Source organism: Arcticibacter sp. MXS-1 (assembly GCF_041902385.1).
Taxonomy (GTDB): Bacteria; Bacteroidota; Bacteroidia; order Sphingobacteriales; family Sphingobacteriaceae; genus Arcticibacter.
In genome coordinates, this window is record NZ_CP169244.1 from 4,689,077 (window position 1) to 4,712,037 (window position 22,961).

Below are 22,961 nucleotides of genomic sequence, written 5' to 3' on the forward strand. Positions count from 1 at the left end.
AGAGAGCACGCTGTCAAAATCAGAAAGAAATAATTGAGGATAGAAGCATCAGAAAACAGCTCTGTTGAAGAACAGCTGTTAAAAGGCGGGGGCCTGAGAAAGCAGCCCTCCCGAAGAGAGCGCACATAGGCCCCTGAAGAGGCAATAGCACTTTTCACTGCCGATGCGAGCACCGGACATCGTAATATAGATAACATCACGGCCTCCGCAACTACATCAGGATATCCCCGGCATCAATAACCTATGCCGGAGAAAGCAGCAAGGGGCGTCCTTAACGAACGCCCCTGCTTATACTCATGAGGCAAAGCCTCTTCTTCCAATATATTAATAGATCCGGTGAAGCCTGATCTCTTCGGTGGTCGAAACAATCAAAGGAACCTTTTCTACGGTTACGAAGCTCAGATCCAAACCAAAGCCCCGTTCTTCTGAGAGGCCTAAACGCTTCAGGATGAAGTAATAGGCCATAATGATGCGCTCCATCAATTTAAGCTTGTTTGACCTCGACAGAACCTTCTCAAGAACAACAAACTTAAAGTCCCCAACAATATGATGCTTGTTTAAAGACGGATAGCGGCTGGTAATATTCACTTCGCCCTTTCTCACCAGCTCTTCCACAACAAGCCGGAACAGTACGTTGATCCGCTGCTCTACCCTGAAGCCAAGCTTAAAGTCGATCCGGATCAGTTTTTCAGGGATCAGGAAATCAACTTTATACTCCAGTGTATACGGTTCGTCCATTACATCAACATGCACCAGCCAATATACGTCGGCCCTCTTAGGTTGCTTCTGCAGAATAGAGTACATGATCTTGGATTCGATCTCCGACTTGAAATTGGCGCTTGTCAGGTAGACAAGCTGCGACGAGTACTTCGGCACGCTTTCGTCCTCACTCAATTCGCTGATGATCTCATAATAATCTTCGATCTCAACAAACTTCACGTATCTGTTTTTGATCCTCCTGGCGTTCGACCAGGCCCACATGACTGAGAACAGGATGAAGCCGATCATCAGACTGAACCATCCTCCATGGAGGAACTTTGCCATATTACCGGTCAGGAAGGTCAGCTCAATAAGACAGTAGACCCCTACAAAAAGAGCGATAATATAAACCGGTATCTTCATCCTCTTGAGGAATACAGCGACCAGAATAGTCGTCATCAGCATGGCCACAGTGATCGAAAGTCCGTAAGCAGCTTCCATTCGTGCTGATTCACCAAAGATCAGCATTACGAGTATACAGCCTGTCAACAAAAGCCAGTTCATCGAGGGAACGTACAATTGCCCCTTTTGATTTGTGGGATAATTGATCCTCACTTTAGGCCAAAGGTTCAGCCTCACCGCTTCAGAGATCAGCGTAAAAGAGCCCGAAATAAGGGCCTGACTTGCAATAACGGCAGCGGCAGTTGCAATGGCGATCCCGAATATCAGAAACCAGTCGGGCATAATCTGATAGAACGGATTCTCGTTCATATCTGCATTTAAGGTAGTTCCCTGCCTGAACCACAACCACACTCCCTGTCCCAGGTAGTTCAGCAGCAGGCAAGACTTAACGTAAATCCAGCTGACGCGGATGTTCTCTCTTCCGCAATGTCCCAGATCAGAGTAAAGCGCCTCAGCCCCTGTAGTACAAAGAAAGACCGCGCCCAGGATAACAAACGCGTCCGGTGAGGTGCTAAGCAGGTGTACGGCATAATAAGGGTTCAGGGCTTTTATAATTCCCGGATATTGAACAACGTATGAAAGACCAAGTACCCCCATCATGGTGAACCAGATGAACATGATCGGACCGAAGGTCTTTCCAACCAGCGAAGTCCCAAATTGCTGAATAACAAAAAGGGTGGTAATAATTGCAATCACGATGGGCACCGTAGGTAAGCCGGGGTATTTTAATCCCAGCCCCTCAATTGCCGAGGATACCGTGATGGGCGGAGTGATAATTCCGTCGGCCAGCAGGGCACATCCTCCTATCATTGCAGGAATAGCGAGCCACTTGGCCCTCCTCTTGACGAGCGAGTATAATGAAAAAATTCCTCCTTCGCCCTTGTTATCAGCCCTCAGTGTGATGATGACATACTTAATGGTTGTTTGAAGGGTAAGAGTCCAGAAGATACAGGAAAGACCACCGAGGATCAGATCTGAAGTAATTTGACGCTCTCCGATAATTGCTTTGAACACGTACAATGGAGATGTACCGATATCTCCGTAAATGATTCCTAAGCTTATCAGCAGACCTGCGGCGGAGAGCTTGTGAAGATCTTTATGATTTGCCACACTACATTTTTAAACCGGGCACAAAAGTAAGATATGCCGCACAATTAAACAATGCTGCTCATCACCAGTTTTTATTTTTTATTTCAAACTGAAAATCAAGCGTTTTGTTTCAAATACAGGGGCACCAACGCACTTGTTAAATTTTGTTAAATAAAGTTTACAGTTCTTATATATCTCATTTAATTATTAGATTTGTTCAGGAGAGAAAGTATGAAAAAATTTTACTTGTTAGCTATATCATTTTACTTTATACTTCTGGGGGCGAGAGCGTTCGATAGCAGAACCGAGCTGCTCTTGTCAAGACACGAAGTAGCTGACACCATCAGAAGATTTCAGCAGAGGTCCAGAAGCTCTAGCAAGATCATAGATAACAGACCAGACAGGCCGACCAGAAACGAGCTGAAGATCAATATAACACCCTTCCGGCCATCTCCTGCCCGGAGTACAGCTGGTGCAGGATCGTCAGGTTCCTCTGCTGTCGCTGTTACCTCTTCCTCTGGATCTGCTTCTGCTCAGAAAACAGCCGCACAGGATGTTAAAGCTTTAAACAACGTAAAAGTATATCCTAATCCGGTTGAAGACCAGATTAATATCTCTTATTCCCTTAACCGCGATGCTAACGTCACCATTAAAATTATGGACGTTCTGGGTAACGAAATAGCCACTCTGCTTTCTCAGCGCCTTCCCGCCGGCGAACAAAACCACAGCTTTTCAGTAGGTTCTGCTCTAAACAGCGGTTATTATTTCATCCGCGTCATCACAGGCAACGAAACAATCATCAAAAGGATCTCTGTGCTATAGGAAAGAACCTGGCACTGGCCATAAAATAAAAAGGAGGAGTACCCGTCAGGTTGCTCCTCCTTTTTTATTGAACTCTTTACATTTCAATTACCACCCAGTTGCCTATTCTGTCCTTTCCTGCCAGTAAATTATTCAAAGAACAAGTACTTTTGCTGGCATGAAAATAATTGCTGTAGGAAGAAACTACGCCGAACACGCAAAAGAACTTAATAATCCGGTTCCCCCGGCTCCCGTTATTTTCATGAAGCCCGACACGGCTGTTCTGAAAGATAACAACCCTTTTTATCATCCCGACTTCTCCCAGGATATTCATCACGAAATTGAAATTGTGCTTAAGATCTGTAAGGAAGGCAAACATGTTAGCCCTAAGTTCGCCGGAAACTATTTCGATGAAATAGGTCTTGGCGTTGACTTCACGGCGCGCGACATCCAGCAAAAGCACAAGGAAAAAGGACTTCCCTGGGAGCTGGCCAAATCATTCGACCATTCCGCGCCGATCAGTCGCTTCCTCCCCAGGGATTCCTTTGCTGACCTGAACAACATCAGCTTCGGACTATCAATAAACGGTAAAAACGTACAGCAGGGAAACACAAAAGACCTTCTGTTCCCGTTTGAAAACCTGATCGTCTTTATTTCACAATACATTACACTAAAAAAAGGAGACCTCATTTTTACCGGTACTCCCCAGGGCGTTGGTAAGGTGAATATAGGCGACAGGCTTGAAGGTTATATTGAGAACGAAAAACTTCTGGATTTTGAAATTAAATAGGCGACTTCTTCATAAAAAAGTACTCTTCACCACACTATTCTCTCTGCTCATCGCCGGCTCGGCTGCGGGCCAGAGCGGCGCACCGCTCACCAGGTCCTATCCCACAGGCGACTTTATCCCTCCCCTGGATATCCGGCCGTCCCTTTCCGGTTCCTTCGGAGAAATAAGGGCAGGGCACTTCCACTCAGGCCTCGACTATCGGACTAATCAACGCGAGGGATATCCCGTCTATGCTGTTGCAGATGGCTTCGTCTCGCGCCTGCGTGTCCAGATCGGAGGGTTCGGGAACGCCCTGTACATCGGCCACCCGAATGGATATACTACTGTGTATGCACACCTGCAGCGCTTTAGTCCGAGAATTGAGCGGATCATAAAGGATTATCAGTACAGGAAGCGTTCGTTCGATGTCGACTTCCCCCTGATGCCGATCGAGATACCGGTAAAAAAAGGAGAGATCGTAGCGTGGTCAGGCAATACAGGGGGAAGCGGCGGCCCCCATCTGCATTTTGAAATAAGGGACAGCAAGACAGAAGAGACCGTCAATCCCCAGCTCTTCGGGATCGACATTCCTGACAATATAAAGCCTGCAATCACAGCGCTCTATATGTACCGCACCAACGGCCTTCCCTTCAGTGAGAATACGCCAAGGCAATATTTCGACCTGTCGGGAAGCAATGGCAAGTATTACCTGACAAAATCTCCGGTCATCAATATTGGTTCGGAAGTAGGCTTCGGGATCATCACTTATGACCCTCAGCCTGCAGGCAATCAAAACGGAGTTTATTCCATTGAGCTTAAGCTCGATACAACCACCATTTACCTGTCGATGCTCGAACGCTTCGCCTTTGCCAATAGCAGAGCCGTGAATTCTCACATCGACTACCCCTACCTGCGGCTATACGGACGAACAATACAGAAGAGCTTCGTGGAGCCAGGAAACCCGCTTAAAATCTATAAGACTGCTATAAATCGCGGACTTATTAGCCTGAAAGACCAGGAAGTGCATACCCTGACTTACCGGGTTAGCGATGTAAAGGGAAATACAAGCACGCTTAGTTTTAAAATCAGGTATAACCCGGCCTCCGTAATTGAGGGCAAGCCGGAGCCCGGCGTAAAGAAGTTCGTGTATAACCAGCCCAACGAATACACCACGACTGACATGAAGGTAAACATGCCCAGGGGAGTCCTTTACAGTGATATAGACTTCCGCTACGAACGGGAGGCAAAACGGAAAGGAGCCTTTTCGGCAACCCACAAGCTGCACACCCCGCTGATCCCACTGCACAGCAACTACGACCTCTGGATTAAAGCCGACTCAAGCCTGCCTCCCCATCTCTATAGCAAGGCCCTCATCGTTGATTCAAGAGGAGTGTCTCAGGGAGGAACGTACGACAAGGGCTTTATAAAGGGCTCTCCACGCGTCTTTGGCGAGTTCTATGTAAAACTGGACACCATCCCCCCTACTATCCGCCCCCTTAACATCGCGGACGGCAAGCAGATGGCCGGAATCAGCAAGGTAAGCTTCAAGATCTCCGACAACCTCTCCGGCATACGCTCATTCGAGGGAACAATTGACGGACAATGGGTGTTGATGGAATATGATCCTAAAACAGCGACCTTATGGCACATTTTTGACAGCAGCCTCGCTCCCGGGAAACACCACCTGCAGCTCCTGGTGACCGACATGATGATGAACTCAAGAACCTTTAATGCTACATTCTATAAATAAAAAGCTATGCAAGAATTAAAAGAAGGAGACAAAGCTCCAGAGTTTACAGCAAAAGATCAGAACGGCAACAGCATTTCGCTCAGCGACTTCGCCGGAAAAGACGTCATCCTCTATTTCTATCCCAAAGATGACACACCCGGCTGTACTGCAGAGGCATGCAACTTCCGCGACAATTACCATACCCTTCAGCAACAGGGCTATGTGGTGTTAGGCGTTAGTACAGACGACGAAGCATCCCACCAGAGATTTTCGTCTAAATATCAGCTTCCCTTCACGCTTATTTCCGACGATGATAAAAAGATCGTGGAGGCTTACTGTGTTTGGGTAGAAAAGAACATGTACGGCAAAAAGTATATGGGAACAGCAAGAAAGACGTTCGTAATTGGCAAAGACGGCAATATCCGAAAGATCATCAGCAAAGTGAATACGGCCGACTCATCCCAGCAGGTTCTCGATGTTCTTGCAAATAGTTAAATGTCAGCCTTACACTTTTATTTTTCGAACTTAATTTCATATTTTAGTCGCTTTCCAAATTAAAATGAAAGCAGATATTGAAAAACTAACCGGCATCGCTACACAGGTCCGCCGCGATATCGTTAGAATGGTACATCAGTGCCAGTCGGGCCATCCTGGAGGCTCCTTAGGTTGTACAGACTTTTTAGTGGCTCTGTACTTCGAAGTAATGAACCAAAACCCTGACTTTAAAATGGACGGAGTTGGAGAAGACCTATTCTTTCTCTCAAACGGACACATTTCTCCGGTTTGGTACAGCGTACTGGCCAGAGCAGGATACTTTGATGTGAAAGAACTTGGTACTTTCCGCAAGATCAATTCGAGGATTCAGGGGCATCCAACAACGCATGAGCACCTTCCGGGGATCCGCATTGCGTCGGGATCTTTGGGTCAGGGGATGTCAGTAGCGATCGGTGCTGCTCTTACTAAAAAGCTTAACAAAGATAACTCGCTCGTATTCTCCCTTCACGGAGACGGCGAGCTGCAGGAAGGCCAGATTTGGGAAGCGGCTATGTTTGCTCCGCATAACAAGGTAGACAACCTCATCTCTACGATCGACTATAACGGTCAGCAGATTGACGGACCTACTGAAAAAGTACTATCACTTGGTAATCTTCGCGCTAAATGGGAAGCATTCGGATGGGATGTTCTGGAAATGAACGGAAATGATATTGCTGAAGTAATCACCGTTCTTGGTGAAGCTAAATCAAGAGCCTTCAAGGGCAAACCAATCATGATCCTCATGAAAACGAACATGGGACAAGGTGTCGACTTCATGATGGGCTCGCACAAATGGCACGGCGTTGCTCCTAATGATGAGCAGCTGGCTGCCGCTCTTGCGCAATTAAACAGTCCTTTGGAAGATTATTAATATCATTCAGGATCACCGGTTACAACCCTGGCAAACAGGCACAGCGATAGAGTGACACACCATATCTCTCCCTGCTTGCTGCAAAAAGATTATTCAAATGAAAAAATACACTTTTACAGAGAAAAAAGATACCCGTTCTGGATTCGGTGCCGGCTTGCTCGAAGCAGGCAAGAAGAATGAGAACGTTGTTGCACTTTGTGCAGACCTTGTCGGCTCACTTAAAATGGAAGCCTTCATCAAAGAATTCCCCGAGCGCTTTTTCCAGATCGGCATTGCCGAAGCAAACATGATGGGAATAGCAGCAGGAATGACCATCGGCGGAAAGATCCCCTTCACCGGAACTTTCGCTAATTTCTCTACTGGCCGCGTTTACGATCAAATCCGTCAGTCAATCGCCTACTCAGGTAAAAATGTGAAGATATGTGCTTCACATGCCGGTTTAACACTCGGAGAAGATGGAGCAACCCACCAGATCCTTGAGGATATCGGCCTCATGAAGATGCTTCCCGGCATGACGGTGATCAACACCTGCGACTACAACCAAACGAAAGCGGCAACCATCGCAATCGCTGATTACGAAGGTCCTGTATACCTCCGCTTTGGCCGCCCAGTGATGCCTATATTCACTGACCCTGATCAGAAGTTCGAAATAGGCAAGGCATGGATGGTTAACGAAGGAAAAGATGTCAGCATCTTCGCCACCGGCCACCTGGTATGGGAAGCAATCCTTGCCGGAGAGAAGCTCGCTGAGATGGGCATTGATGCCGAAATCATCAACATCCACACCATCAAACCTCTTGATGAAGAGGCGGTACTGAAATCCGTGGCTAAAACGGGATGCGTAGTTACTGCTGAAGAACATAACCGCTTAGGCGGACTTGGCGACAGCATTGCACAGCTCCTCGTTAAAAACAACCCAACTCCGCAGGAGTACGTGGCTGTTGACGATTCATTTGGAGAAAGCGGCAAACCTGCTGACCTGATGAAGAAATACGGTCTCGATGCAGATCATATCATCGAAGCTGTTAAAAAGGTAATGGCAAGAAAGAAATAATAGCAATGCCTCAATAAAAGAAGCCGTCCCTGAGCAGAAATCAGAGGACGGCTTTTTTATTATTCAGACTTCTGCCAGCGTCCCTTCACCGGCAGCGCAGATCATTCTGTTTTAATTCAACATCCTGCCGTTCTATGTCGCCCAGGCAAGGCAGGTCAAAACGCGCTGGATTAGAGTTTCGTTTCAGCATGACGCCGTTCTTTCCCCACACCGGTAAGAAAGACTCTGCATCCCTATTCAAGATTTATGAAGTGATGCAATGCGGCGATCTTCTTATTCCTGTTCAATCCAGTTGCCATCTTCCCGGATGATCTCAATCAGCTCGTCCAGCGCATTTTCAGTGTTCACATTCTTCTTAACCACCTCTTTGCCTTTGTACAGGGTGATCTTGCCGGGGCCGGTGCCTACATAGCCGTAATCGGCATCTGCCATTTCGCCCGGTCCGTTTACTATACAACCCATAATACCAATCTTAACCCCTTTGAGGTGGCTGGTGCGACTACGAATTTTCTGCGTAGTTTCCTGAAGGTCAAAAAGAGTTCTGCCACAGCTGGGACAAGAGATATATTCTGTCTTCGAAATTCTTGAACGTGTAGCCTGCAAAACGCCGAAAGCCGTGCTGACAACCGTCTTCACGGGAATATGAGCTGCGTCAAGCCAGATTCCGTCGCCAAAGCCATCAACCAGCAACGCACCTGCGTCGGTTGCAGCATAAAGCTGAAAGTCCGATTCTTCATTTGATGAACCGGCAACAGGTTGATAAGAACGGCGGATGATCACCGGTGTCAGGATTCCCTTTGCAGCGATGTCAAAGAAGAAACCTCTCTGATCAGCCATTCCATGCTGCTCATTCGTCTCGAGTACCACTACCAGAGTAGGATCGACAAAGAGGCCGCTTAGGTCCTCCTCTTTCAATTGCTGATACGAAAGACGAACCAGATTAAGCGCCTCATCCCGTTCGGTCGCTCCGAGGTATTCCGGGAGCGAGAACAGCGGGTGGCGATTCTTTTTATTTGGCAGCTGGCTCCACGTCTTATAATTATAAAGCTGTTTGAGGTTGCCCGGCATGGTGAACGACGGCAACTCGTCCGCCAGATACACGAAATCAACCGACTGCTCAGCCATGTTATACTTGTCGAGCAGTGCCGAGTAGATGTACCCTGCCCCCGACAAGATGTTCGGGTCACGTAAATTCTCCCGGCTCAGGTCTACAATAACACGGGGCACCTGATGCCCGCCAATAAAGGTATTAAGCTCGGCAGACTGTCGCTTCTGATATTGATAGGGTGAGAAACCTTCCGGGAACAGCACTGCCCTGCTCTCCTGAGCTTGTGCGTTGTCATGTTCGGCATGCAGCAAGGCCTGCCTCTGCTCATAGCGTTTCGCCAGGGCGATAGCAACAGGAGCTTCAAATTCGGGATCTTCGGTTAACGACACCCGGATCGTGTCTCCCAGTCCGTCCTCCAGCAACGTGCCGATCCCCACAGCCGACTTAATCCGTCCGTCCTCTCCGTCTCCGGCTTCAGTCACACCCAGGTGCAGAGGATAGCTCATCCCTTCCCGCTGCATCGTTTCTGCCAGTAAACGATAGGCCTGGACCATCACCTGCGGGTTACTGGCCTTCATAGAGATGACCAGATTATAATAGTTGAGGCTTTCGCACATGCGGATAAACTCCATGGCCGACTCGACCATACCACGTGGCGTGTCGCCGTAGTAACTCATTATACGATCAGAAAGGGAACCATGGTTTGTTCCTATCCGCATGGCTGTCCCATATTCCTTGCAGACCTTCACAAGCGGAGCAAACTTCTGATAAATACGCTCCAGCTCGGCCTCGTACTCAGACTGCGTATATTCAAGCTGGTCAAAACGCTTTTTGTCGGCATAGTTCCCCGGATTGATGCGCACTTTTTCAACAATACGTGCAGCAGCTTCCGCCGCATTCGGAGTAAAGTGTATATCGGCGATAAGCGGCACGTCGTACCCCCGCCTGCGAAGCTCCTTCTTAATGTTTGCCAGATTCTGCGCTTCCTTGATACTCGGCGCCGTAATCCTTACATACTCGCAGCCCGCTTCTACCATCCGGATGGTCTGCTCTACCGTTCCCGCGGTGTCCATCGTATCCGTGGTCGTCATGCTTTGAATTCTGATAGGGTTACTCCCTCCCAGTGGCACGTTCCCGATAGTTACTTCCCGCGTCAGGAAGCGTGAATAGCTGCTAAGAGTGTTGCAATATTTTCCTGCTAACGTCGCAGTTGGATCAACAGAATTCATACGATATCTATAATATCTGCAAAAGTACTGATTTATCCAGCGTTAAAAAGACAAGCTTGCCTCTTAAATCACTTATATAGCTTTAGCCATGGATGTTCTTCTATTTGGCGGCCTTGGCTCAGGGCGCCTATTGAGGATTTAACAATATTTGTTAATTTTGTTAAACTCAGCAACGCACAGCCGTGTCGAATTGAAAGGACGAGATGCAAAGGAAATACGACCACTTACTCGAAAAATATAATTTAAAAAAGACTGGACCCAGAAACAGCGTCCTGGAGGTACTCTCCAACCGCGAAGTTGCAACCTCGCAGCCTGATCTGGAGGACATACTAGGTAAAGAAGTTGACCGGGTGACCCTCTACCGCATTCTGAAAACATTTGAAGAAAAGGGGATCATTCATAAGATCATTGACATGAATGGCACGGCCAATTATGCCGTGTGCCAGTCCGAATGTTCCGAACATGATCATCACGATGAGCACCTTCACTTCAATTGCACCGCATGTCACGGCGTTTATTGTCTCAACGAAATGCACATTCCCGCGATTAACCTCCCCAGGGGATTCAAGGCCGAGGCAGTGAGCTTAGTGGTAACCGGAATTTGCGATAAGTGCGCCAGTAAGCAAAGTTAATTGGTGAGCCGGTCTTTGATGACCACGGTTCTTGCCATTAGATCGTGCAGGCATTGCTGCTTCTGGTTAAAAAAGCCGGTAAGATAGCCGATGCCCAGGGTCAGTATAGGCACAATCTTGAAAGCGTTCCTCGCAAGGCTGCGAAAAAAGCTGATGCGCCTCCCTTTTTATCTGTCACCTTAATACCAAGCCAGCTCTTCCCAAACGTCCCCTGCCTCGATGAACACTCCATAAACACACCAAGCGTAAGCTTGGTAAGAGGGATCAAAGGCAATGTAGTGACGGATAAGGCAACCTTCAGATACTCCGACGTCACAAAAGACAGAACGACAAGCAAGAGGACAATATAGAAGCCAAAAACCAGCAGGTAATCAATCACTACCGCCAGCATCCTGACATCAGGGCTTGCATAGTACTGAGGCGCAGGGATAGCCACATGATCGAAGCCAAGGAAAGCCGAGAGATCCTTCATCTCACGGATTTCCTTGTAATCGCCCATCCCCTCTGCTTTCACAAAGGTGTCGGGCCCGATAGGCAGGGTTCTCAGCTCTTCGCGGGAATATGGCCCCGAGGGCTTCCCCCTAACACCACCAGGAAAGACTTGCCTGCACTAATATCTGTCGACTTCAAACTTTGAAAGCCCTCCTTCGAAATTAATAATGATCTTTTTAGACGCCTGGTTAAAATTGGGCGTCACATAGGTATTCTCTTGCTCCTTGTTAAAGCCCTGGAAGTTGCTGAGCGAAAGGCCAGAGTCGGTCTTGATCCTGCAAGCGGCATCACGCGGGATAAGAATACGGATTTTAGACACCCCCGTCTCAATATTTACTTTTGTTTCTGCCAGCGGCTGTCCCAGCTTCAGAGAAAGCTTGGTAGCTCCTCCCTCGAAATTAAAACTGTTCACCCGGAAGGCTGAAAGATCCAGATCTGCCTTTCCTGCACCGGTCTCCACGTTTATTTCCCAGTCGGGGATAGGGTTCAGAGCAATGCTGGCCCTGTTTGGTACCCGGTCGCCCATGTTCCAATCGCCCTTACCCGACATCTTGAAGTCGAGTGTTTCCAAGCTGTCTTTCGTCACTTTCTTAAGAGAATAGTTACCAAACTTGCTGTTCACCCTTGCAAGAAAGAGCTGCGCGGTTGTGTCACTGATCACATAACTTGTTGCCCCTCCCGTAATATTCAGGACAGCCTTCCTTGTTCCTGCAGTGAAGGTCTCATTGTACACGGCCGAGGTGGTCTTCGTATTTACCGGCTCCTCCCGCTCCTCCTCAAAAGACCATTCGGCACCCTCAGCAGAAGGAGGAGACGATCCCTTCCAGCCCACAAAAGCAAGAGCCGCTACCGTAAGCACCACAGATACCCACGCGCCAGCCCGCGAGTCGTCCTTTGTTACCAGCATATTTGCCCCTATTAAGATCAGGATCAGAGGCCAGAAACGCCAGATCACCCGCCATTGAAAGTCGATCACATTGAAATTCTGCAGTAACAGGATCCCGCCGACAAACACCAGGACAAGACCCCAAATTATTTTATCTGTTTTCATCTCAATCTTACATTAAAGGTTTACCACCTTGTTCATCACCCTCTGTCGCATTTGTATCACCTGCAGGATCCTTCGCCCCCGCGTCATGGAACCCACTAAAGGTATTCCTTTTTGACGATTTTCCAAGGATCATCGCCCCAATGACGATCAGCACTACCGGCCATAGCTTGCTGAGTGCAAACCATGCGGGAAGGAAAAAAACTGGTCAAACAGAAAATACAGTCCAAGCAGCACCAGTACTGCCCCAGCTATCACACGACCTTTGCTCCGTTTCCTGATGGTTTGTGCCGGTTCAAATGGTACGCCCCCCGCCGGAGGGATATCGCTGAAAGTCTTGTATCCTGTATTAAAACCACCATAAGGATCAAAAAGAGACTTAGCGGGTACTACAATCCACAGAATGAGATAGATCAGAACTCCTGCAAGACCAAAAACCGCCATCAATACAAAAATAACCCTGACCACTGTAACATCCAGCTCAAAATATTCTGCCAGGCCGGCAGCCACGCCTCCCAGCATTTTTTTATTCTCGTCGCGTTGTAATTTCCTGTCCATTTTACTTTTATTTACATCTTCATATACAAACCCCTTGGGGTTTACTTACCGGTTAGATGATAATGGCTTACACTTGTTACAGAAGGACTCAGGAAACAGGAGCAACAGCATTAATTAAAACATCATATCAGAAGATTGTGTTGTTGTATCAGACAAACTGAACGGCGCTTCGCGCACCGATATATTGACATTGCCACGAGCATAATTAATTTTACACTGAAATAGAACATGTTTACTCACTTCGGAAGGTACATCCTCTTACTAAAGGCCGTATTCAAGCGACCGGAAAAATGGAAAATTTATACCACCAACACCGTCAATGAGATGGCCTATATTGGAGTAGGATCCCTGTATCTCATCGGGATCATTTCCATCTTTGTCGGTGCGGTTATGACCCTGCAGATCGCCTTTCAGCTACAAAGCGACTTAATCCCGCGCACCATCATTGGCTCAGTAAACCGCGACTCAACTATCCTAGAGCTGAGCCCAACCATCAGCGCGCTGGTACTTGCCGGAAAGATCGGATCGTCTATTTCCTCCGAAATAGGGACGATGCGTGTCACTGAACAGATCGATGCACTGGAGATTATGGGGATCAATGCACCGGGCTACCTGATTCTTCCTAAGATCATCGCCGGAATCACCATGATCCCGCTCCTGGTCATCGTCTCGATCGGGCTGGCCATCCTCGGCGGATATATCGGAGGTACTTTTTCCGGTGCCATAACAGGCGCAGATTACTACCGGGGCATTACAGAAGGCTTTAACCCCTACACCATCGTAGTGGCACTGGTCAAAGCATTCTTCTTCGGATTCATCATCACCTCTGTTTCCTCCTATCAGGGATTTTATGTAAAAGGAAGTGCTCTGGAAGTGGGAAGGGCAAGCACCAATACGGTTGTCACCAGCTGTATTACCATCCTTTTTGCTGACTATATCATCACCGACCTCCTCTTATGATAGAAATAAAAGACATTCATAAATCATTCGACGAAAACTATGTCTTAAAGGGAATATCTGCGGTATTCAAAGAAGGCATGAACAATCTGATCATAGGAGGATCAGGATCAGGGAAGACAACGCTCCTTAAGTGTATGGTAGGACTTCATGCGCCCGACCAGGGAACAGTGCTATACGACGGCAGAGACTTTACCCGGATGGATACAGAGGAACGCATTGAGATCCGGAAGGAAATCGGAATGCTTTTCCAGAACTCCGCCCTATTCGACTCCATGACCGTGGAAGAGAACATCAGGTTCCCCCTCGACATGTTTACCACTCAAAGTCCGGAGGAAAAGCTCGAAAGAGTGAATTTCTGTCTGGAGCGCGTCAACCTGGCCGGCAAAAACAAACTCTACCCCTCGGAACTTTCGGGAGGAATGAAAAAACGGGTGGGCATTGCACGTGCCATCTCCATGCAGCCCAAATATCTCTTTGTCGATGAGCCTAACTCCGGTCTGGATCCTAAAACAGCGATCCTCATTGACGAGCTGATCAATGAAATCACCGACGAGTACAACATCACCACCGTAGTGGTCACACACGACATGAATTCGGTGATGGGCATCGGAGAAAGCATCCTCTTCCTGTACCAGGGCCGTAAAGAATGGGAAGGATCCAACAAAGAGATCGCGCATACCGACAACGAACAGGTGAACGACTTTGTATTCGCCAGTAAGTTTACGCAGGCAGCAAAAGAAAAGCTTTAATTTCGGCGGTGTTGTTCAGGCGCTTTTTAGTTCGCGCGCAGCAACGCCTCCCCTGCACAAGCTTTTGGGGAAAGGAAGCCAAATATTGCTCTAATATCGCTATTTTTGCCTACGCTGGCGGCTGTTGCCATAATCTAAAAGCCGGCATGTAACAGATGATCTCATTACTTAGCCCCTCCCATTGGAAAGATTACGAACTGATTGATTGCGGAGATTTTGAAAAACTTGAACGGTTTGGAAACGTCATATTGATACGGCCTGAACCACAAGCGGTATGGGCAAAACAATTACCCCAGTCTGAATGGCAAAGGATGCACGATATTCGCTTCAAAGGCCGCTCAGCAACATCCGGAGAATGGATTAAAAAGAATCCCAGGACACCTGACCGGTGGCACATCACGTATGGGAATAAGGACGTACAGATCCGCCTTCGGATGGCGCTCACTTCATTCAAGCATGTCGGGGTATTTCCTGAACAAGCCGTCAACTGGGATTACATCTCTGAGACCGTCCGAAAATTCAAAACCCCACAACCCAAAGTCCTGAATCTCTTTGCTTATACCGGGGAGCTTCGCTCATAGCAAAAGCAGCAGGCGCCGACACCACGCATGTTGACTCGATCAAGCAGGTGGTTACCTGGGCAAATGAAAATCAGGAAATCTCTGAGCTGAGTAATATCCGCTGGGTGGTAGAAGACGCCCTCAAGTTTGTGAAGAGGGAAATAAAGAGAGGGAAAAAATACAATGGCATCATTCTCGATCCCCCGGCCTACGGTCATGGGCCCAATGGCGAGAAATGGAAACTGGAAGACCACATCCTGGAGATGATGCAGGACGTAAGTAAGCTGCTTGACGAGGAGGAACATTTTCTGATACTCAACACCTATTCGCTGGGCTTCTCGTCGGTGATCGTCGAAAATCTGTTGAAGGGAACCTTAAAAGATCCGCAAAACCTGGAGACAGGCGAACTATATCTGCAGGCAACTGCGGGAAGCAAGCTGCCTCTTGGGGTGTTCGGCAAAGTAAGAAAGCTAAAATAAAAGAAAGCGGCCAGGCACACTCACAAGCCTTCCGCATCTCAGCGCGGCGGGCGTTTCCGCAAAAATGTGAAGAAAAGAGACTTCAACAGGCACCGCCCTTCTTCTGAGCGTTTGCGGCGCCGGCTAAGTTTCTCTCCGCCTGTTCAGTACTGGTTCAGGCTCGTTCCATGGATACAAAAGAGTCGTTGTACCAGAAGGATACTTGGGGGATGCGTGCGGGTTGACTCCGGATATTTCCTGAAAAACCCGCACTCAACCCGGACTCACCCCCCACTCAACCCGCACGCGTGACGATCATGAATCGAATTTGAAACGGCACTGATTCTGACCAGAGCAGGACCTGACTGGTTGAAAACCAGTCTCGCCGGTATGAGGAGGCCGGCACATGAGTAAAGGTCGGTAAAATTTCTGACACCCCTGACTTCTTTGCTGATATACCCCAAAGTTCTGCTTGCTCCTTTCCGGTTTTTATTTAATTTGCGGCAAATTTCTAATATGAATTATAAGCACACCTTTTTAATTGCACTGGCCATCGGCTTTGTATCCCTTGGCTGCGGACAAAATTCTGGCAAAACCGGAGATAAATTATCAGGAACGACGGCTGTCTCCGGCTCTGCAGCAGACTCCTCTACAACCAGCACGGTCATTGACACAAATGCTTATAATCAAAAGATAAAAGACCTGGCCAATGGCGATACCTCAGGATACTGGCCGGTAAAAAAGCAGCCTTATCCGTTGCCCGGCGCCATCCTCCCCTTCAAGAGGATCGTGGCCTATTACGGCAATCTCTACTCAAAAAGAATGGGAATATTAGGCGAGTATCCGCCAAATGAAATGCTCTCACGCCTGAAGCAGGAAGTAAACCACTGGGAAAAGGCAGATCCGAAGACGCCTGTGCAGCCAGCTCTCCACTATATAGCAGTGGTGGCACAGGGAGATGGCGGTAAGGACGGGAAATACCGCTTCCGCATGCCGGAAAAGCAGATCGACTCGGTCCTTAAGATCGCAAAGAAGGTTGATGCGATCGTATTCCTCGATATACAGGTAGCACTGAGCGACATCAGGACAGAGCTTCCGCTGCTTGAAAAATATTTAAAAATGCCGCAGGTTCACCTCGGGATCGATCCTGAGTTTTCGATGAAGTCGGGCGCAAAACCGGGCACCAGGATCGGGACGTACGATGCTGCAGACATTAACTACTGCTCAGATTTCCTTGTTAAGCTGGTACGCGAGAATAACCTTCCGCCGAAAGTTTTCACCGTGCATCGTTTCACGAAGAAGATGGTGACCAACAGTCAGAACATTAAACTTCATCCTGAAGTTCAGCTGGTGATGCATATGGACGGATGGGGAGAGCCCGAATTGAAGAAAGGTACATACAGGCACTGGATTCACCCGGAACCGGTGCAGTTCACCGGCTTCAAGTTATTCTACAAGAACGACATCAAGAAAGCCCCTCACCGGATGATGACGCCTGAGGAGTTGCTGAAATTAAAACCTCAGCCGATCTATATCCAGTACCAATAGCAAAGAACTAAAGCAGCCCCGGCGTAGCTCAAAGACGCGGGGCTGTTTCCATTGCCTCTGTGCCAGGAAAGTCAGAACGAGAATGCAGCGCGACTGGAAGGATTATCCAGCTTCGTACTCTTCCTGACCCCGTTGACAATTACATGGATCATGTTGATCTGCGAAGAATGCTCGTCGTACAAGATATTATCTGTAACCACCACATTCTTTGGGCGCTCAGCGGCGGCTGTTTCAAAATAACACCAGGCACCGTCTTCTTCAATCTCATATCCCAGGTATCTCAGCTCCTGCTTTTTGCCATCCAGCGATACCTGCAAGTGCTTCTTCATATAATCGGCAATGAGCTGGTCGACCTTTTTCCTGTCTGCAGGCTTTAAAATATTGACCGGAACCTTATAGCGCTTCTCAAGAGCCGCCTCAAAGTCGTCAAAAAACACGCGGCTGCTGATTTCGAGCACCTTATTCTTTTCGTTATGGCGAATTTCAGTTACACTCACATAGAACGGGTGCATCAAAAGATTAAAAAGAAGCAAAAATTGTAACATATTTATCAGAAACGGCTATTTTTAAAATCTCTTATGCAAGATTTCACTATTATTATTACAAAAATACGAAAAGGGCGATAAATGCAGGATTTCCCCATGTACTTTGAGCTGGGCTGGCAGCACATACTTGACTGGCAAGGCTACGATCACATTCTATTTGTTACAGCGCTTTGCGGCATTTACACTTTAAAAGAGTGGCGAAGCGTACTGATACTCGTTACCGCCTTTACTCTCGGGCACTCGCTCACGCTGGCCCTGAGTGTTTACGATAAAGTGCGCATCCCGTCGGCCCTGATCGAGTTCCTGATCCCGGTGACCATTGTACTGACCTGTCTGTATAACATCGTCAGGAAGAAGCCTGCCCGCTCCGGTATCAACGTCAAGTACCTGCTGGCTGCTCTTTTCGGCCTCATCCACGGCCTTGGCTTTTCCAATTACCTGAAGAGCCTGCTGGGGCGCAGCACCAACATTGTAGCCGAACTGTTCGCTTTCAACATCGGGCTGGAATTTGGACAGATCCTGATTGTAGCAGTCGTCTTAACCCTCTCCTGGCTGGCAGTACGGATCTTTCGTGCTCCTGCGCGGGAGTGGACGGTTTTTCTCTCCTCCGCGATCTTCGGAATCGCCACTGTGATGTCTATCGAACGTTTAACATTATTCATTCACCATACATGAAGTACTATTTACGTTTACTTGTCTGCACGTCGCTTATCTGTTCCTCTGCTGCAGCGCAGAACCTGAACAATCCCGGTTCTAACCACGGCAACAAGTTCGAGCAGCTGGGCACAATCCTTCAGGATCCTAACGGCTACCGCTCTGCCTCCGGAGCGCCGGGGCCGCAGTACTGGCAACAGCGGGCAGACTATGTGATCAATGTCGATCTCGATGATGCGCGTCAACGCATTACCGGAAATGAAACGATCACCTACTCAAACAACTCTCCCGATCCCCTGAGCTATATCTGGATCCAGCTCGATGAGAACCAGCACGATCCGAAGAACGACAACAACAAAACCAGCGGCAGCTCCATTAAGGAGCAGATGAGTGCCCAGGAGCTCCAGCGCATTATCGGGAACAACGAGGACCTGGGTGTGAAGATCCAGAAAGTGACCGACGCAAAGGGCGGGAACCTGAAGTACACGATCAACCGCACGATGATGCGGATCGACCTGCCTTCTGTGCTGCAGCCTCACAGCAAGATCGTCTTCAGGATCGCCTGGTACTACAACATCCCCAACAGGATGACTGTTGGAGGCAGGGGCGGCTATGAATATTTCCCCGAAGACGACAACTATCTCTATACCATTACGCAGTGGTACCCGCGTCTGGCCGTGTACTCAGACTTCCAGGGCTGGCAGAACAAGCAGTTTATGGGCAGCGGAGAATTCGCCCTGCCTTTCGGAAGCTTCAGGGTGAACATCACCGCTCCGGCTGACCATGTGATTGGCGCCACCGGGGAGTGTCAGAACTATGCCCAGGTGCTTTCCTCTGCACAGCTGAACCGCTGGAAGCAGGCTCAGAGCACCAAAGAGCCTGTGGAAATTGTCACACTGGATGAGGCAAAAAAGGCGATGAGCAACAAAGCCCGCGCAAAGAAAACCTGGACTTATACAGCCAGCAATGTGCGCGACTTCGCCTTCGTATCATCACGCCGCCTTGTCTGGGACGCGATGGCCACTTACATAGACGGAAAGAAAACAATGGCAATGTCTTACTACGGACCCGAAGCTTACCCGCTTTATCGCAAATATTCTACCAGAGTAGTGGCGCATACGCTTAAAACCTATTCGAAATATACCATCCCCTACCCCTATCCGGTAGCTATTTCAGTTGAAGCAGCAAACGGCATGGAGTATCCGATGATCTGTTTCAATTATGGAAGAGCGGAGAAGGATGGCACTTACTCGGAGGCCATCAAGTATGGGATGATCGGCGTGATCATTCATGAAGTGGGGCACAACTTCTTCCCGATGATCGTCAACTCTGACGAGCGGCAGTGGACCTGGATGGATGAAGGGCTTAACACCTTCTGTCAATATCTAACCGAACAGGAATGGGACAACAACTACCCCTCACAGCGGGGACCGGCGCACAAGATCATCGACTATATGAAGATGCCGAAAGATCAGCTGGAACCGATCATGACCAACTCGGAGAACATCATCAACTTTGGTCCTAATGCCTATGCAAAACCCGCTACTGCGCTCAATATCCTGAGGGAAACGGTGATGGGGCGAGAGCTGTTCGACTACGCCTTTAAAGAGTACGCCAAACGCTGGGCGTTTAAACACCCCACGCCTGCCGACTTCTTCAGGACGATGGAGGACGCTTCGGCTGTTGACCTCGACTGGTTCTGGAGAGGCTGGTTTTATGGAACTGATCCGGTGGATATCTCGCTTGACAGCGTGAAGTACTACCGGATGAATACGTTAAACCCGGAGGTTGAAAACGCGATCGACCAGAAGGAATACGAACAAAGCCAGTATAACATTGGCAGACAGCGTAACCGGGAAGCAGGAATTAAGTTTGCAGTGGAACAAGACAGCTCCCTGAAGGACTTTTACAGCACCTATAACAGATTTGGGGTGAGCCGAAATGCTTCCGAGAATTTTAAGAAGTACTACGAGTCTCTTACACCGGAAGAGAAGAAGCTTTACGAAAGCAAGAAGAACTTTTACGAGCTTCACTTTTCAAATGTGGGCGGACTTGTGATGCCGGTCATCATTGAGTGGACCTTCACGGATGGCACCAAGGAAGTAGAACGCATCCCCGCCTATATCTGGAGAAAGAATGAGAATGCTGTCACGAAAGTATTCGCCAAGGACAAGGAAGTTGTTTCAGTAAAACTGGACCCGTTCAGGGAAACGGCCGACATTGACGAAACAAACAACAGCTGGCCGCGGGCGCTTCAGCATTCGCGCTTCGAGCTCTTTAAGCAAAAGCAGCTACCCCGCGGATCTTCTGACGGCTCTAACCCAATGCGTGATGCAAGGCAGTAGTGTCCCTTGCAGAAGATAACAATATGTTAAAACAAGGATAATATCCTGATTAAACGGTTGATCTATGTTTGTACAGATCAACCGTTTAATATGAAATCAAAAAATCTACATCTAACCCTGTCACTTCTTGCATCAGCCCTTATCGGAACGGCCACATTCCAGGCCTGTAAAGATGACAAGGACGACAACAACAGCCCCGTATCCGTAAAGCTTGAGGATCACTCGAAAACGCCTGCCTTGTTAAAAAAACTGCCGGGTTTTGAAAGTCTTGAACTCTACTCCTTATTCAGCAGCGAAGATGAGTTCCCCGAATCTCCCGGGTATCGTTTTGGCGGATCTGCCGATGGGGCCGGCCTTATCAAAGATCCGAACGGCAGCGGCTTCGTCATGCTTGTTAACAATGAAGACAACTACTCGTTGTCAAAGATTAGCTTCGATGCGACTTTCAAGCCTGTTAAAGGTGAATACGTATTAAATTCTGACGCCGGACAGTGGCGTCTCTGTTCGGGCACCATGGTCACCCCTGCAGAACACGGATTCGGCCCTACTTACCTATGCGTCGGCGAAAGTGACGTAGAAGCACAAACGCACAAAATAAATCCCCTGACTTCGGGCATCCAGTCAAACTCTACCGCAGGAGGACTTGGACATTGGAGCGGAGAAAATGCAGTCCCGCTGCCTAAGGATGCGTATCCCGGAAAAACAGTACTGGTTCTGGGCGAAGATGCAGACGATGCCTCGGGAGGTCAGGTGGTGCTGTACATATCGAAGACCGTTGGCGATCTTGAGAACGGTACGCAGTACATGCTGAAGAGGAAAGACGGCAACCAGAAAGAGATGGACATGCAGGCAGGCAGCTCTTATGACGTGGAATTTGTGAAGATTGAAAACCATAAAACGCTAACCGGTGCACAAGTACAGGCGATGGTGGATCCGCTTCAGGCAATTAAGTTTGGCCGGGTGGAAGACATCGACTACCGCAAGGGAAGCGCGGCGGCAGGAAGAGAAATCTACTTTAACGTTACAGGTCAGGATTATGCAAAAACCAACCTTGACCGCTCAAGAACCAAAATGGGCCGCACTTACCGCCTGATGCTCGATCAGAACGACCCAACGAAGGGTAAACTCGAATGTATACTTGATGGCGATGATGATAACGGCATTGCGAAGGATTTTCAGAACCCCGACAACATTTGTGTCACCAAAAACTACGTATACATTCAGGAGGACTCGAACACCTATGGTTCTGAAACGCACGACGGATATATTTATCAGTACAACATTGCCACGAAAGAGCTGAAGAAAGTTCTGGAACTGGATCATCGCCGCGACGATCCGAAGTTTAAAGCGACCGCTGCTCGCGGGAACTGGGAATACGGCGCGCTGATTGATATATCTGATGTCATCGGAGTGCCCGATACCTTCACCTTGTGCGTGCAGCCCCATACCTGGAAAGAAGAAGCCTTCAAAGCACCTGACAAAGGAAGCAAAAGAACTGATGAAATGCAGGGAAGCCAGGTGGTGCTGATTAAAGGACTTCCCAGATAAGCGTTCCTGAGCGTAATCTGCTGACAGGGATCAAAGTAAGTTAAATGGTAACAGCAACAGCCAGGGGCAAATCACTAACAGAAAGCACTTCATATACATAAATCTGCAATCGTCCTCCGGTTCATCAACCGGGGGACTTCCTTTTTTGAGATTCATGCATACTAAAATCATATTTGCAACACTCCTCATTCTTGTTCTCGCCCAGGGCTGCGTACACCGCGGAGAACGCGACGTCCTGTCGGAAGTAAAGATCTATTACCTTCATCAGATAGAGCAAACAGACAGCCTGGCAAAGGAACTGAAAGAAAGCATCAGGGGGGACCGCGGGAAAGCGGCCTCGCAAAATCTATTTAAGAAAGCGCGGCTTGCTTACAAAAAAACCGAGTTCCTGACAGAGTATTACTTCCCGCTGACAGCGAGGGCGATTAACGGCGCTCCCATTCCTTCTATGGAAGACGACGATCAGCACCGGATCAACCAGCCCTCCGGCTTCCAGACGATTGAGCCTTATCTTTTTCCAGATGAAGATCCCTCACAAAAAAAGAACTGGAGAGCTTTGTTAACATTCTGATCTCTGAC

Annotated in this window: 20 protein-coding genes and 2 pseudogenes; 15 read left to right on the forward strand and 7 right to left on the reverse strand. The window is 48.4% G+C overall.

From position 1 onward, the window contains the following. Nucleotides 1-324: 324 nt before the first annotated feature. Nucleotides 325-2,271, reverse strand: coding sequence for a KUP/HAK/KT family potassium transporter (locus ACES2C_RS20215; RefSeq protein WP_374164861.1), 1,947 nt, complete (start codon nt 2,269-2,271; stop codon nt 325-327). A gap of 210 nt (nt 2,272-2,481) precedes the next feature. On the opposite strand from ACES2C_RS20215, the gene ACES2C_RS20220 reads away from it, so the two are divergent. From ACES2C_RS20220 to ACES2C_RS20245, 6 genes are all read left to right on the forward strand, one after another. Next, nucleotides 2,482-3,072, forward strand: coding sequence for a T9SS type A sorting domain-containing protein (locus tag ACES2C_RS20220; protein ID WP_374164862.1), 591 nt, complete (start codon nt 2,482-2,484; stop codon nt 3,070-3,072). Nucleotides 3,073-3,229: 157 nt separating this feature from the next. Next, nucleotides 3,230-3,841, forward strand: coding sequence for a fumarylacetoacetate hydrolase family protein (locus ACES2C_RS20225; protein WP_374164863.1), 612 nt, complete (start codon nt 3,230-3,232; stop codon nt 3,839-3,841). Next, nucleotides 3,828-5,570: a peptidoglycan DD-metalloendopeptidase family protein gene (locus ACES2C_RS20230; protein ID WP_374164864.1), complete on the forward strand. Its 1,743-nt coding sequence runs from the start codon at nt 3,828-3,830 to the stop codon at nt 5,568-5,570. Before ACES2C_RS20225 ends, ACES2C_RS20230 begins: the two co-directional genes overlap by 14 nt. Nucleotides 5,571-5,576: 6 nt before the next feature. Beyond that, on the forward strand, nt 5,577-6,044 hold the full coding sequence (bcp, locus tag ACES2C_RS20235; RefSeq protein ID WP_374164865.1) for a thioredoxin-dependent thiol peroxidase: 468 nt from the start codon (nt 5,577-5,579) through the stop codon (nt 6,042-6,044). Between the two features lie 64 nt (nt 6,045-6,108). Continuing rightward, nucleotides 6,109-6,954 carry a transketolase gene (locus ACES2C_RS20240; RefSeq protein WP_374164866.1) on the forward strand — a complete coding sequence of 282 codons (846 nt, stop codon included), beginning with the start codon at nt 6,109-6,111 and terminating at the stop codon, nt 6,952-6,954. A gap of 97 nt (nt 6,955-7,051) precedes the next feature. Further along, nucleotides 7,052-8,008, forward strand: coding sequence for a transketolase family protein (locus ACES2C_RS20245; protein ID WP_374164867.1), 957 nt, complete (start codon nt 7,052-7,054; stop codon nt 8,006-8,008). 273 nt (nt 8,009-8,281) lie between these two features. On the opposite strand, the gene ispG is transcribed toward ACES2C_RS20245, so the two are convergent. Next, the gene (gene ispG, locus ACES2C_RS20250; protein ID WP_374164868.1) at nt 8,282-10,285 is read right to left on the reverse strand and encodes a (E)-4-hydroxy-3-methylbut-2-enyl-diphosphate synthase; all 2,004 of its coding nucleotides are present in this window, start codon (nt 10,283-10,285) and stop codon (nt 8,282-8,284) included. Between the two features lie 203 nt (nt 10,286-10,488). Between ispG and ACES2C_RS20255 the strand changes: the two genes are divergently transcribed. Continuing rightward, the gene (locus ACES2C_RS20255) at nt 10,489-10,917 is read left to right on the forward strand and encodes a Fur family transcriptional regulator (RefSeq protein ID WP_374164869.1); all 429 of its coding nucleotides are present in this window, start codon (nt 10,489-10,491) and stop codon (nt 10,915-10,917) included. Here the strand turns inward: ACES2C_RS20255 and ACES2C_RS20260 are convergent. From ACES2C_RS20260 to ACES2C_RS20275, 4 genes and pseudogenes are all read right to left on the reverse strand, one after another. After that, a pseudogene (locus ACES2C_RS20260) lies at nt 10,914-11,491 on the reverse strand (RDD family protein); the annotation flags it as partial. The gene ACES2C_RS20255 and the pseudogene ACES2C_RS20260 overlap by 4 nt on opposite strands. A 36-nt stretch (nt 11,492-11,527) precedes the next feature. Next, nucleotides 11,528-12,460 carry a LiaI-LiaF-like domain-containing protein gene (locus ACES2C_RS20265; protein ID WP_374164870.1) on the reverse strand — a complete coding sequence of 311 codons (933 nt, stop codon included), beginning with the start codon at nt 12,458-12,460 and terminating at the stop codon, nt 11,528-11,530. 7 nt (nt 12,461-12,467) lie between these two features. Beyond that, nucleotides 12,468-12,614 carry a hypothetical protein gene (locus ACES2C_RS20270; protein ID WP_374164871.1) on the reverse strand — a complete coding sequence of 49 codons (147 nt, stop codon included), beginning with the start codon at nt 12,612-12,614 and terminating at the stop codon, nt 12,468-12,470. After that, a complete protein-coding gene (locus ACES2C_RS20275; RefSeq protein ID WP_374164872.1) occupies nt 12,614-13,015 on the reverse strand; it encodes a PspC domain-containing protein in 402 nt (133 codons plus the stop codon). Before ACES2C_RS20275 ends, ACES2C_RS20270 begins: the two co-directional genes overlap by 1 nt. Before the next feature lie 228 nt (nt 13,016-13,243). Here ACES2C_RS20275 and ACES2C_RS20280 point away from each other — a divergent pair, with 228 nt between their 5' ends. The 4 genes and pseudogenes from ACES2C_RS20280 (at nt 13,244) to ACES2C_RS20295 (ending at nt 17,290) form a co-directional block, all read left to right on the forward strand. Beyond that, nucleotides 13,244-13,975 (forward strand): MlaE family ABC transporter permease, encoded by a 732-nt coding sequence (locus ACES2C_RS20280; RefSeq protein WP_374164873.1) that lies wholly within the window; start codon nt 13,244-13,246, stop codon nt 13,973-13,975. Next, a complete protein-coding gene (locus ACES2C_RS20285) occupies nt 13,972-14,724 on the forward strand; it encodes an ABC transporter ATP-binding protein (RefSeq protein ID WP_374164874.1) in 753 nt (250 codons plus the stop codon). Before ACES2C_RS20280 ends, ACES2C_RS20285 begins: the two co-directional genes overlap by 4 nt. Nucleotides 14,725-14,879: 155 nt before the next feature. Next, nucleotides 14,880-15,763: pseudogene (locus ACES2C_RS20290) on the forward strand (class I SAM-dependent methyltransferase). A 495-nt stretch (nt 15,764-16,258) separates the two neighbouring features. Next, nucleotides 16,259-17,290 carry a hypothetical protein gene (locus tag ACES2C_RS20295; RefSeq protein ID WP_374164875.1) on the forward strand — a complete coding sequence of 344 codons (1,032 nt, stop codon included), beginning with the start codon at nt 16,259-16,261 and terminating at the stop codon, nt 17,288-17,290. A 71-nt stretch (nt 17,291-17,361) separates the two neighbouring features. Here the strand turns inward: ACES2C_RS20295 and ACES2C_RS20300 are convergent, their stop codons facing one another. Further along, nucleotides 17,362-17,835 carry a DUF6702 family protein gene (locus ACES2C_RS20300; protein WP_374164876.1) on the reverse strand — a complete coding sequence of 158 codons (474 nt, stop codon included), beginning with the start codon at nt 17,833-17,835 and terminating at the stop codon, nt 17,362-17,364. 81 nt (nt 17,836-17,916) lie between these two features. Between ACES2C_RS20300 and ACES2C_RS20305 the strand changes: the two genes are divergently transcribed. The 4 genes from ACES2C_RS20305 to ACES2C_RS20320 all read left to right on the forward strand — a co-directional run bounded on the left by ACES2C_RS20305 (nt 17,917) and on the right by ACES2C_RS20320 (nt 22,953). Further along, on the forward strand, nt 17,917-18,510 hold the full coding sequence (locus tag ACES2C_RS20305) for a HupE/UreJ family protein (RefSeq protein WP_374164877.1): 594 nt from the start codon (nt 17,917-17,919) through the stop codon (nt 18,508-18,510). Next, a complete protein-coding gene (locus ACES2C_RS20310; RefSeq protein WP_374164878.1) occupies nt 18,507-20,834 on the forward strand; it encodes a M1 family metallopeptidase in 2,328 nt (775 codons plus the stop codon). The genes ACES2C_RS20305 and ACES2C_RS20310 overlap by 4 nt, the downstream gene beginning before the upstream one ends. Nucleotides 20,835-20,924: 90 nt before the next feature. Then, nucleotides 20,925-22,382, forward strand: a complete 1,458-nt coding sequence (locus ACES2C_RS20315) for a hypothetical protein (RefSeq protein ID WP_374164879.1) — start codon at nt 20,925-20,927, stop codon at nt 22,380-22,382. A 154-nt stretch (nt 22,383-22,536) separates the two neighbouring features. Further along, the gene (locus ACES2C_RS20320; protein WP_374164880.1) at nt 22,537-22,953 is read left to right on the forward strand and encodes a hypothetical protein; all 417 of its coding nucleotides are present in this window, start codon (nt 22,537-22,539) and stop codon (nt 22,951-22,953) included. Nucleotides 22,954-22,961 lie beyond the last annotated feature (8 nt).